Here is an 11,540-nt window from a genome sequence, read left to right on the forward strand (position 1 = left end):
GTGCCGGGCGGTGGCCGTCATCGTCGTCAATCCCCGATGACGGCCACCGCCGCCTCGATCGCGCGCAGCACGGTCGTGTCGTGCGCCGAGCGCGGGCCCGGGACGTAGCGGGCGCCGCTCAGGCCGCCGCCCTCCCAGCGGCCGGGCCCGGAGCGCTCGTAGCGCTCCCAGTCGACGGGGCTGCCGTAGTCGTAGCCGACGCTGATCCCCGTGAACGGCGCCATTCCGAACAGCAGCGGCACCTCGGCGATGCTCCCGGCCGGCTCCGCGTCGACGGTCACTGCGAGGCGGCAGCGCAGCCCGGGCAGTTCGGTCACGTCCAGACGGATGCGGCGGCGTCCCGGTCGTAGCGGCGCGGACGGGCACCGGTGCATCGCGCCGTAGGCGTTGTAGGCGAGGTGCAGGCCCTCGTCGTCGACGAAGATCGTGTACCCGCCGCCCTGGTCGCCGTGCGCGAGGAGCACGCCGCGCGAGGCGGCGGTCACGGTGACGTCGATCTCGACGTGGAACGAGCGCAGCACCGTCAGCCGCGCCGACCGGTAGCGTTCCAGCGGCGGACGGAACGCGGGTACGACGACGGGCTCGGACAGTGCGCCCTCCGACGCGGGGCGCACGCTGTAGAGCGTGCCGTCGTCGTCGAGGGGGAACACGGTGTTGCGCCAGGCCTCGTCGCGCCAGCGCTGCGCCAGGCGACGGACGACGTGCGGGTGGTCGCCGGCGATGTCGCGCGTCTCCGTGGGATCGCGGTCGAGGTCGTACAGCTCCCAGACGCCGCCCGCGGCGCCCTCGGCGCGCGTCGGCGCGGCCGGCGCGACCGCTTTGAGCCCGGTGTCGTACAGCGCGCGGCGACCGACGCACTCGAAGTACTGGCGCTGCCGACCGGCGGCATCGGCGTCGTACAGCGTCGCCGCGAACGACGATCCGTCGATCTCGACCGTCGGCGCGCCCTGGCGGTGCGCGAGTGCGGGCGTGCCGGTCAGCTGCAGGACCGTGGGCGCCAGGTCCGACACGAACACGAACTGCCGACGGATGCCGGTGGTCGCCCCCTCGGGGGCATGGGGCCACGACAGGATCAGCGGGGCGTGGACGCCGCCTTCGTACGTCGACGACTTGAACGCGCGAAACGGCGTGTTCGAGACCCGGGCCCAGCCCGCGGGGTACTGGCTGAACAGACGGGGGCCGCCGATCAGCTCGGGATCCCGCGGCACGTCGCGCACCCAGTCGGGCGGCAGGGCGAGGTCGGCGCCGAACTGTGCGAAGTAGCTGCGGGTGCCGTGCGGGCCGCCCTCCGCGGTGCCGCCGTTGTCGCTCGTGACGATGATGATCGTGTCCTCGCGCTCGCCGAGCTCCTCGAGCCGTGCCACGAGCCGTCCGACGCTCTGATCGATCTCGTCGACCGCCGCCGCGTACACCTCCATGTGGCGCGCGAACAGCGCCCTGTCCTCGGCCGTCAGCTCCTCCCACGCGGGGATGCCCGCGGCATCCGGCAGGTCGTCGCCGGGCAGTGCGGCGTCGGCGCCGACGATCCCCTCGGCGCGCTGGCGGGCGAACCGCTCCTCGCGCACGCGCTGCCAGCCGGCCTCGTAGCGGCCGCGGTACTTCTCGATGTCGACCGCCTTGGCCTGGATCGGCCCGTGCACCGACGTGTGGGCGAAGTAGAGGAAGAACGGCTTGGTCGCGTCGTTGGCGCGCAGATCGTCGATCATCCCGAGGGCGCGGTCGGTGAGGTCGTCGGTGAGGAAGTAGCCGTCCGGGAAGGCGGGGACGTCGACGGGCGAGTTGTCCGCCACCAGGCGATGCGGGTGGTGCAGCGACGTGAAGCCGTCCATGCTGCCGAAGTACCGGTCGAAGCCGCGCTGGAGCGGCCACGACGACTTGTCCGCGCCGTCGTGCAGACGCGACTCCACCGTCAGGTGCCACTTGCCGACCATGAACGTCGCGTAGCCGCCCGCCCGGAGGGACTCGGCGAGCGTCGCGGCATCCGCCGGCAGCTCGCCCGCGAACCCCGGATAGCCCGGATCGATGTGGGCGACGTAGCCGAAGCCGGCCCGGTGCGGGCTGAGCCCCGTCAGCAGCGCGGCGCGCGACGGTGAGCACATGGGGGCGGTGTGGTAGTTCGTGAACACCCAGCCGTCCCGCGCCAGTCGGTCGATGTGCGGGGTGTCGATCTCGCTGCCGAACGGTCCCAGATCGCTGAAGCCGAGGTCGTCGATCAGCATGACGATCACGTTCGGCGCTCCGGCGCGCGCCGACGCCGGAGCGTTCCACGACGGGGTCGACTGCGACGTGAACTCCGCGGCCCGGCCGCGGAAGCGTTCGTACCCGCGGGCGTGCGCGGTCATTCAGCGCGCCCCGCGGATGAGCGCGAGGATCTCTCCGCGCAGCTCGGCGAACGCCGGCTGGGCGCGGGTGGAGATCTGGTCCCGCGGTTCGGGGAAGCGCACCTCGAGGATCCGGGAGACCGTGGCGGGCTTGCTGCCCAGGACGATGACGCGGTCGGAGAGGTAGACGGCCTCGTCGATGTCGTGGGTCACGACGACGATCGTCATCCCGAACTCGTCGCGGATCCGCAGGCACAGATCCTCCAGCTCGAACCGGGTCTGGGCGTCGACCGAGGCGAAGGGCTCGTCCATCACGAGCACCTCCGGACGGTAGGCGACCGCGCGGGCGATGGCGACGCGCTGCTGCATGCCGCCCGAGAGCTGCCACGGGTACTTGTCCTCGGCGCCCGACAGGCCCACCGCGCGCACGGCCGCGGCGATGCGCGCGGCCCGTTCGGCCCGCGACAGGCCCAGGTGCGCGAGCGGCATGGCGATGTTGCGCGTCACCGTCAGCCAGGGCATGAGCGAGCGGGTGTACTCCTGGAACACGAGCGCCATCTCGCGCGGAGGGCCGTCGATCTCGGCGCCGTCGACGAAGGCGGCGCCCGAGCTCGGATGCTGCAGGCCGGCCAGACACGTCAGCAGCGTCGTCTTGCCGACTCCCGAGGGGCCGACGATGCAGGCGATCTCGCCCGCGCCGACGTCGAAGCTCAGATCGTCGATGACGAGGACCTCGCCCCGTTTGGTCGGGTACGACTTCGAGAGGCTCCGGACGGACAGACGCGCGGTGTCGGCGCGGCGGGAGCCGGCGTTGAGGGTGTTCACAGTTCTCTTCCCATCTGCTGAGCGGCGATGTACCAGCGCAGGACGCCCCTGCGCAGGAGGCCGAAGAGCGCGGAGGTGGCGTATCCGATGACGCCGAGCAGGAGGATGCCGGCCCACATGTCGGCGATGGCGAACGACTGCTGGGCCAGCAGCGTCGCGGCGCCGAGCCCGCTCGACGAGCCGAGCATCTCGCTGGCGATCATGACGATGAAGGCGGTGACGAGGCTGACCTGCATCCCGGAGAGGATGCGGGGGCTCGCCGCCGGCAGGGTGACCAGCGCGACGCGCGTGGGCAGCGGCATCCGGTAGGCGCGCACGACCATCTTCAGCACCGGGTCCACCGCGCGCACGCCGTCGATCGTGGCGATCAGCGTGGGGAACAGGGCGGCCAGGGTGATGGACACGATGCGGGTCTCGTTGCCGAAGCCGATGAGTGACACGAAGATCGGCACGAGCGCCACCGGCGGGATCGCGCGGAAGAAGTGCAGGACCGGATCGACGAACCAGGAGACCGGGCGGACGAGCCCGAACACCGTGCCGAGCACGATGCCGAGCACCGAGGCCAGCGCGAACGACAGGAACAGGTTGCCGAGGGAGGATCCGACGTCCAGCCAGAACCGGGGCGCGGCGGACATCTCCACGAGGCGGCGGAGGATGGTCTGCAGCGGCGGGAAGAACGCGTTCGTGGAGGATGCCGAGGCCACCCACCACGCCGCGATGAGCAGGATCGGGACGGCGGCTTCGACCGCGACCAGGACGCCGCGCGGCACGCGGCGGGCCCGGGTGCGTCGCAGGCGCGCCGTGCTGATGTGCCCGGTGGGCACCGAGGCCGCCATCAGCGCGCCCCCTCGCGGTATTGCGGGTGCCAGTGCAGGAGCCGGCGTTCGGCCCACTGGCTGACCCCGGCGACGACGAGGCCCAGTGCGCCGAGGATCAGCACGTAGGCGAACAGCGCCGTCCGGCTGCCGGAGAGCTGCGCGAGCAGCAGGCTCTGGCCGAGCCCCGGACCGCCACCGAGGAGGCCCGCGACCACCGCGACGATCAGCGCGGTCGGCGCGGCGACCCGCATCGCGGTGCCCACGTAGGGCAGGGAGCTGGGCAGCACGACCCGCAGGAGGATCTCGCCGCGACCCATGCCGTAGGAGCGCGACGTCGCCAGGGCGACGGGATCGGTGTCGAACACACCCGCCGAGGTCTGCATCGCGATCGCGAAGACGCAGCCGAAGAAGACGAGGAAGATCCCCATGCTCGCCGTGGGGCCGAGCACCAGCACCACGACCGGCAGGATCACGATCGGCGGGATCGGCTTGAGGAACTCGAGCGGCACGCGGGTGGCGTGCAGCGCGAGCGGCGAGGTGCCGATGCCGATGCCGACGGCGATGCCGACGACCGCGGCCAGGGCCAGCCCCCCGAGGGCCATCGCCAGGGTGCTGGCGACGGCCGACCAGAGATCGGCCGTCCCCAGCAGCCCCACGGCCGCGGCGATCGCGTCCGTGGCGGGCGGCAGCGGCGACCCGGCGAGCGGCCCGATGGCGGCGTACTGCCACGCGCCGAGGGCGGTGATCACGCCTGCCGCGCCGACGGCGGCCTGCTTGGCGAGGGTGCTCATCACGGTGCGGGGACGATGACGCCCGACAGCGAGACCGGCGCGGGAAGGAAGCCGAGGGTGACGAGCGTGTCGTCGACGCGCTGGATGTCGGCCTCGCGCACCTCGGTGGGCCAGTACGGCACGGTCGCGTCGGCGACGGACACGGACGACTTCACGGCGTCGATGCCGGCCTGGACCGCTTCTTCGGGGTGCTCGTTCGCGTAGGCGTTCGCCTTGGCGATCGCGCGCTGGAAGGCCGCGATCGCGTCGGCCTTGCCCGACACGGTGGACGCGCCCGCCGTCCACAGCCCGACGGCGCCCTCGCGGAAGAACTGGATGCCGGGGGAGGCCACCAGGTGCGCTCCCGCGGCCGCGGCCTGGTCGGTGAACGGCGTCACGAGTCCCGCGGCATCCACACTGCCCGCCGCGAGCGCCGCCGCGGCCGAGGTGAAGTCGAGCACGACCCAGTTGATCGACGCGGGATCGACCCCCGCGTCCTCGAGGGCCGCCGAGATCGTGACCTCCAGCTGCGCCTTGCGGGCCGGGACGGCGATGGTCTTGCCGGCCAGCTGGTCGAGGCTCGTGATGCCGCTCTGCGCGCTCGCGTAGAGCCCGCTGTCGTCGAGGCTGGCGGCGTCCGCTTCGTCGGCGGCGCCGTCGCGGTAACCGTCCGCGGCGGCGACGATCTTGAGCGGAACGCCCTGGCTGAGGGCGTTGAGCACCGGGATGCTCGGGGCGTAGGCGAGGTCGACCTGGCCGCCCTGCGCGGCGGCGAGACCGGCCGGCGGATTCGCGACGACCGAGGTCTCGATCTCCAGACCCTCCTCGGCGAAGAAGCCCTTCTCGACCCCGAGGTGGAGGGCCCCGTCGGCGAGCAGGCCGATCGTGGCGACCTTCAGCGTGGTGGACGCGCCTCCTCCGGAGGTCGCGCCGGTGTCGGCGGGGGAGGAGCCGCAGGCGCTCAGGGCGATCGCGAGCGCGGCGGCGGTGGTGGCGGCGAGGAGCGTGCGGCCGCGGCGGGAGAGCAAGGTCATGGGGATCTCCTTCGAGGGTGCGGATGGTGCGGGTCGGGCGTCGGCATCGCGAGGATGCGTCGTGACGGCGGACAGCGGTGGGGACGAGGCTTCCTTGCTTTCGTCACCATGTGGTGACTAAAAGCTAGTCCCGATTCTGTCGGGGTGGTATTACGTTCGGGTAACGGTTTGTAACCAATTGGAGACGAAAAAGCGGGCGCCGTAGGATGCGGGGAGAACGGAGGGCTTCTGTGCCGAAGATCGTCGATCATGACCAGCGTCGCGAGCTCATCGTCGATGCGACGTGGCGTCTCATCGAGCGGGGCGGATTCGAACGCGCCACCATGCGGGAGATCGCGGCGGAGGCGGGCTTCGCCCACGGGGCCCTGCAGCGGTACTTCCCGAACAAGGAGAGCCTCCTGGCCGCGGCCTTCGTCCGCGCGCACACCCGCACGAACGAGCGTTCCCGGGAGGCGCTCGCCCGTCAGCGCGGGCTGACGGCCCTGCGCACCCTGTGTCACGAGATCATGCCGCTCGGCGTCGAGCGCACCCTCGAGGCGCGCGTGGTCGTGGCCTTCTGGGATCGCGCCGTGCAGGACGAGGAGCTCTGGGATGCGCACCGCGCGAACGCGCTGGCCTGGCGACGGCAGATGGCCGCCTCGCTCGCGGAGGCCCGTGAGGACGGGGAGATCCGTGACGACGTCGACATCGACGTCGTCATCGACCAGATCACGAGCTTCAACGCCGGCCTGCAGATCATGTGCCTGCTCATGCCCGACACCACCACGCCCGAGCGCCAGGTCGCGGCGCTGGACGATCTGCTGGACGGCCTGCGTCCGCACCGGGCAGTGCCTCAGCCCTCGTAGACGACCCGTCCACCGACCATCGTCAGATCCGTGCGCAGGTCGGCGAGCGCGCCGATCTCCTCATCCGGGGGCCATTCGCCGGAGAGCACCACCAGATCCGCCGCGAACCCGGGCGCCAGCCGCCCCTTCCAGCTCTCGGCACCGTCCAGTCGCGCCGCGTTCACGGTCATCATGGCCAGCGCGTCCATCCCGGTGACCGCCTCCGGATCGCCCGCGCGGCGGGCCCCGTCGATCTGGGTGCGCTCGACGGCGGCGATGATCGCCGGGCGCCAGTCGGGATCCACGACGGGGGCGTCCGAGGACAGCGTGACGGCGACGCCGGCCCGCAGGGCGCTCGCCAGCGGCTGGCGCTGCTCCTGGCGCTCCCGCCCGAACAGCCGATGGCCGAGATGGCACACCGCCGTGGAGATGACGGGGTTGGCCGTCCACCCGATCCCGGCGGCGGCGAGTGCGTCCATCCCGTCCGCCGGGAGGAAGTCGCCGTGGATCAGGTACGGACGGGTCGCCCTCGTCGCCGGGCGGTTCGCGAGGCTCGACACGACGGCATCCGACGCGGCGTCTCCCGTGGCGTGCACACCCGCCTGCAGTCCCGCCTCGGCGATGACGCCCAGGATGTCGTCGAGCTCGCGCAGGCGGGCCTGGTCCGTGTCGCCCGCGACGGCCAGGCGGCCCCGGGTGTGCGGGTCGCCGTACGGCTCCCGGTGCCAGGCGGTTGCGCTGCGGGGGATGCCGTCGGCGAAGACCTTCACCCCGGCGATGCGCAGGCGACGCTCCTCTCCCGCGGCGAGGCGCGGTGCGCCGGCGATCCCCTCGCGGACCGTGCGCGCGGTCTCGCCGCCCGTACCGGAGAAGAGCAGCAGCACCTGGGTGCGGACGGTGAGCCGGTCCTGCGCGGACAGCCGCCGCAGCGCCTCCAGCGCCTCGTAGGAGGCCGACCCGTCGAACAGCGTCGCGTGACCCGGCCCGATCGCCGGGTCGGTGACCGACGTGATGCCGAGCCGTGCGAGATCCTGCAGCGCCGTCCGCAGCACCGCGGTCAGGGCATCGCGTCCGATGACGGGCAGGGCGGAGAGCACCAGTCTGGTGGCGGCGTCGGAGAAGACGCCGGTCGGGGTGCCGTCGGCCGCGCGGGAGACGGCACCGCCGTCGGGGGTGGGCGTGCGCGCATCGATTCCGCACCGCTCGAGTGCGGCCGAGCCGACGAGGAGTTCGTGACCGGTCGCGTCGAAGAGCACCGCGGGCGTGCCGGACAGCGCGTTCGCCGCCAGCGCCGCGTCGACGTCCGTGCGGGTCGGTGCACGGCCCATGCGCGCGCTGTCCCAGCCGCGCGCCCGGATCCAGCCGTCCGGACCGATCGCGTCGCGCGTGAGCACCTCGGACAGCCCGCTCCACGATCCGATGCGCTCGGGCGACGCGTCGCGCAGGCCGTGGCGTCCCATCGCGTAGCAGGCGAGGTGGAGGTGGGTGTCGTTGAGTCCGGGGACGACCGTGCGCCCGTCCAGTTCGATCACCCGCGTGCCGGGACCGATCATCTCGCGGGCGGCCGCGCCGAGCGCGCAGACGACCCCGCCGCGGATCGCGACGGCATCCGCGACGCGACCGGTCCGGCCCGGTGCCCACCCGTCCAGCGTGAGCACCGTCCCGCCGCGCAGGACGACGTCGGCCGTCATGTCGTTCACCGACCGCAGGTGCAGTCTTCGCCGCGGCCGCAGCCGCCGTCTCCGGTCGTCGCCGTGCCGACCGCGTGCGCCTGACTCGACTCCGGCACGTCCATCGCCGGATTGACGTCGAGGAACCCGTACGGCTTGAACCAGAACCCGGCGTAGTCCACCGGCATGATGGGCCAGTCCTCGGGGCGCGGGATGTGGGTGAGGCCGAACGTGTGCCAGAGCACCAGGTCGGTGCCGTCGATCGAGCGGTCGTCGGCCGTGTAGGCCGGAAGACCCGCGCCGCCCTGATGGGCGTTCGGGTACCGGCCGGCCGGCCACCGCTCGTCGCGGTCGTAGGCGCTCGCCCACAGGTGTCTCGTCGCAAACGCGGCGCGCGCGGCCACCGAGGAGGCGGGGTCGGCCATCAGCAGCGCCGTCGGCTGGGGGATGAGGTGGTACGCGGTCGGTTTGCCGACGTAGTTCGTCCGGGATGCCGAGCGCACCTCCCAGACGCGCGCGACCGAGGTGTCGGCGAGGCGCTGCGCCTCCCGCTCGGTGCGCAGCGGCGTCTCGGTCCAGGTGAACGCGTTGCCGAAGGGGTTGTCCGCTCCCATGGGGATGCGCGCCGCGTCGATCTCGACCAGACGGTTGTCGACGCCGTCGACGGCCACGTCGAGCCGCGCCGAGAACAGGTGCTGGTGGACGGGCGCGAAGACGCCCGGGGCGATCTCGGCCGCGTGCGGGTTGGTCGAGCCCGGGATGCCGGCGCCGACGAAGACGATGCCCGTCGCCTTCGCCTCCACCTGGATCGAGCCGTCGAGGTAGAAGTACCAGAAGAACCCGTAGTCGTAGTTGCCGATCGTCGAGAAGTACGACACGACCAGCCGGCGGGAGCGGCGCACGTGCGCGCCGATGGGACCGGGCTCGGTGTGCTTCCAGAGCACGCCGTAGTCCTCCTCGTGCATGCACACGACGTTCGGGATCTGCACCGCGTGGCCGTGGTCGTCGGCGACGTAGCCGTCGAAGTAGCGGATGACCCCGAGGCAGTCGCAGCCGAGCTCGAGGTGGTTCGCGTTCTTGCCGAGCAGGTACTCGCCGGCGTCGAAGTAGCTGATCCAGAAACGCGTCGGCGTCGTGTCGCCGTAGGGGACCACCATCTCCGGCACGCTCGCCCGCGCGAGGACGGGGCGGTCGTCGAAGCGCACATCGTGCAGGACGAGACCTTCGCGGGCGTTGAAGTCGACGCGCAGCGTCCAGTTCTCCCACTGCACGTGGTGGCCGTCCACGTGGAAGCTCGGCCCCTCCGGCTGGACGATCTCGATCGGCTTCAGGCTCCGGCGTGCGGGGCCCACGGCATCCGGGGTGTAGTTGCCGCTGCCGGCGGGAACGGGGATGTCGCCGTCGTCCTCGATGCCGATCACCTCGTCGCTCACGAGGTCGACGTGCACGATCAGGCCTTCGACGGGGTGGGCCCAGGGGCTGTCGTCCTCGCTGTCGCGCAGGAACGTGAGCGAGCGGATCACGCGGCGCCCGACCTCGTTCGCCCGTCCGACGAAACCGGGGGCGAGCGGGCCGCAGAACGCGAGCTCCATGCGGTCGGCGAGACCGCGCCGGGTCATCGCGGCACGCCATTCGGGGGAGGCCTTGACGATCTCCGCGGCGCGCTCGTACTCCTCGAAGAGATACTGCGGCTGACCGTACGGCGCCGCCGACGGGTCGTGCGCGCGCTGCGAGACGACCGCGCCGCGGGTGATCGAGACGATCGCCTCCGTGACCGCGCCCGTCGCGGCATCCAGCAGTGTGACGTCCACCCGCCGATCGATCTCGTCGCCGGGCGACCACGCAGCCAGCTCCGCCCGGTCGTACTCGTCGGGCAGCAGCATCGGCACGCGCACCGTCTCGGTGAGCAGTCCGGCGTCGACCAGGATCTCGCGGGCGCGCTCGATCTCGGCGGCGGTGAGCGGGTCGAGCGGATGGCGCGGCGTCGCATCGGCGACCCGGATCGGGATCAGGTCCGGGTTGCCGCCCGCGGCGTCGTGGTGTTCGTGGTGGGACATGGCGGTCTCCTCGATCGTCCTCACTCCAGTGTGCGGCGTCGGCGCCCGCCGGTCTTGACGCGGTGCGCAGACTCCGTGACCGTCGATGCGCACCGTGTCGGCGGAGCGGGGCAGGATGAGCACATGCACCCGCACCCGCTGCGCGCCGCTCGACTGGCCGCGCACGCCCTGCCCGCCGCGCAGCCCGACCCCGCCGCCGCCGCGCGGCGGCTGGCGGCGACCCAGGCCCAGGAGTTCTGGGCGGGACGCTGGGCCCTCGGCATCCGCACGGCGGGCTCGCCGACGCTCGCCGACGTCGACGACGCGTTCGCGCGCGGCGCGCTCGTGCGTTCCTGGACGCAGCGGGGGACGCTCCACATCGTCGCCGCCGAAGACCTCGCGTGGATCCTGTCCGTCACCCGCGAGCGCCAGCAGCGCCAGTCCGCGGCGATGCACCGCCGCCTCGGCATCGACGCCGACGCGATCGACCGCGCCGAGCGGGCCGCGCGCGCCGCGCTGGCGGGCGGCAACCGGCTGACCCGCGCCGAGTTCGCCGACCTGGTCTCCGCGTCAGGCGGCGACGTCAGCGCCTCGCGCGGCAACCACCTGCTGTCCGCGCTCGCCGTCCGCGGGGTCGTGGTGCTCGGGCCCGTCGTCCCGCGCGCGGGCGCGCCCACGCGGGAGCAGTACCTCGTCGCGGCCGAGGACTGGCTCGCGGATGCCGCGGCCCCGGCCGATCCGCTCGCGGAGCTCCTCGTGCGCTACCTGGCCGGGCACGGCCCCGCCGGTCTCGCCGACTTCGGCTGGTGGGCGGGTCTGCCCATCGGCCTGGCGCGTGCGGCGCGGGAGGGGGCGGGGGAGCGGGTGGTCGAGCTCGACGACGATCTTCTCGACGCGGCGCACCGTCCGCCGTCCCCGCCGTCCCCGCCGTCCCCGTCGTCCGTGCCGCCGCCGCCCGGCGCCGCGCTGGCGCTTCCCCCGTTCGACGAGTACTACCTGTCGTACGCCGACCGCTCGCTCGTCTGCCCGCCGGACCACCTGGCCGCCGTGGGGCCCACGCTGAACGGCCTGGTGCGCCCCGTCCTCGTCGTCGACGGCGAGGTCGTCGGCACCTGGCGTCACTCGACGGCCGTCGGCCGCCACCATCTCGACCCCGTGCCCGAGCCGTTCGCCGACGGGGTGGACGCGGCATCCCTCGACGACGCGCTCGCGCGGTTCGCGCGCTTCCTGCGCGCCTGAGCG

The 11,540-nt window shown here is 73.0% G+C and carries 9 protein-coding genes; 2 read left to right on the forward strand and 7 right to left on the reverse strand.

What is annotated here, in order from left to right:
- Positions 1–26: 26 nt before the first annotated feature.
- Genes AC6CQV_RS02095 through AC6CQV_RS02115 form a run of 5 tightly spaced genes read right to left on the reverse strand, consistent with a single transcriptional unit; the run spans position 27 to position 5,768 of the window.
- Complete coding sequence (locus AC6CQV_RS02095; protein ID WP_498260129.1) at positions 27–2,342, reverse strand: arylsulfatase; 2,316 nt, start codon at positions 2,340–2,342, stop codon at positions 27–29.
- A complete protein-coding gene (locus AC6CQV_RS02100) occupies positions 2,343–3,146 on the reverse strand; it encodes an ABC transporter ATP-binding protein (protein WP_060960433.1) in 804 nt (267 codons plus the stop codon).
- Positions 3,143–3,982, reverse strand: coding sequence for an ABC transporter permease (locus AC6CQV_RS02105; RefSeq protein WP_498260130.1), 840 nt, complete (start codon positions 3,980–3,982; stop codon positions 3,143–3,145). The genes AC6CQV_RS02100 and AC6CQV_RS02105 overlap by 4 nt, the downstream gene beginning before the upstream one ends.
- A complete protein-coding gene (locus AC6CQV_RS02110; protein ID WP_498260710.1) occupies positions 3,982–4,755 on the reverse strand; it encodes an ABC transporter permease in 774 nt (257 codons plus the stop codon). The genes AC6CQV_RS02105 and AC6CQV_RS02110 overlap by 1 nt, the downstream gene beginning before the upstream one ends.
- Entirely contained in the window at positions 4,755–5,768 is a 1,014-nt protein-coding gene (locus AC6CQV_RS02115) for an ABC transporter substrate-binding protein (protein WP_101306765.1), read from the reverse strand. Before AC6CQV_RS02115 ends, AC6CQV_RS02110 begins: the two co-directional genes overlap by 1 nt.
- 230 nt (positions 5,769–5,998) lie before the next feature.
- On the opposite strand from AC6CQV_RS02115, the gene AC6CQV_RS02120 reads away from it, so the two are divergent.
- Positions 5,999–6,613 (forward strand): TetR/AcrR family transcriptional regulator, encoded by a 615-nt coding sequence (locus tag AC6CQV_RS02120; RefSeq protein ID WP_060960435.1) that lies wholly within the window; start codon positions 5,999–6,001, stop codon positions 6,611–6,613.
- On the opposite strand, the gene AC6CQV_RS02125 is transcribed toward AC6CQV_RS02120, so the two are convergent.
- Entirely contained in the window at positions 6,601–8,283 is a 1,683-nt protein-coding gene (locus tag AC6CQV_RS02125; protein ID WP_498260711.1) for an amidohydrolase, read from the reverse strand. The two genes, AC6CQV_RS02120 and AC6CQV_RS02125, sit on opposite strands and share 13 nt — an antisense overlap.
- A gap of 5 nt (positions 8,284–8,288) precedes the next feature.
- Complete coding sequence (locus AC6CQV_RS02130; protein ID WP_082734233.1) at positions 8,289–10,319, reverse strand: primary-amine oxidase; 2,031 nt, start codon at positions 10,317–10,319, stop codon at positions 8,289–8,291.
- A gap of 123 nt (positions 10,320–10,442) precedes the next feature.
- On the opposite strand from AC6CQV_RS02130, the gene AC6CQV_RS02135 reads away from it, so the two are divergent.
- Positions 10,443–11,537, forward strand: a complete 1,095-nt coding sequence (locus AC6CQV_RS02135; RefSeq protein ID WP_498260131.1) for a DNA glycosylase AlkZ-like family protein — start codon at positions 10,443–10,445, stop codon at positions 11,535–11,537.
- Positions 11,538–11,540 lie beyond the last annotated feature (3 nt).

The sequence above is a fragment of the Microbacterium sp. EG9 genome, from assembly GCF_059759475.1.

What these genes read in the sequence shown, in the direction of transcription:
- AC6CQV_RS02105 (WP_498260130.1), bottom strand. Translation starts at nt 3,982, where the DNA reads ATGGCGGCCTCGGTGCCCACCGGGCACATCAGCACGGCGCGCCTGCGA.
- AC6CQV_RS02095 (WP_498260129.1), bottom strand. Translation starts at nt 2,342, where the DNA reads ATGACCGCGCACGCCCGCGGGTACGAACGCTTCCGCGGCCGGGCCGCG.
- AC6CQV_RS02115 (WP_101306765.1), bottom strand. Translation starts at nt 5,768, where the DNA reads ATGACCTTGCTCTCCCGCCGCGGCCGCACGCTCCTCGCCGCCACCACC.
- AC6CQV_RS02125 (WP_498260711.1), bottom strand. Translation starts at nt 8,283, where the DNA reads ATGACGGCCGACGTCGTCCTGCGCGGCGGGACGGTGCTCACGCTGGAC.
- AC6CQV_RS02110 (WP_498260710.1), bottom strand. Translation starts at nt 4,755, where the DNA reads ATGAGCACCCTCGCCAAGCAGGCCGCCGTCGGCGCGGCAGGCGTGATC.
- AC6CQV_RS02135 (WP_498260131.1), top strand. Translation starts at nt 10,443, where the DNA reads ATGCACCCGCACCCGCTGCGCGCCGCTCGACTGGCCGCGCACGCCCTG.
- AC6CQV_RS02130 (WP_082734233.1), bottom strand. Translation starts at nt 10,319, where the DNA reads ATGTCCCACCACGAACACCACGACGCCGCGGGCGGCAACCCGGACCTG.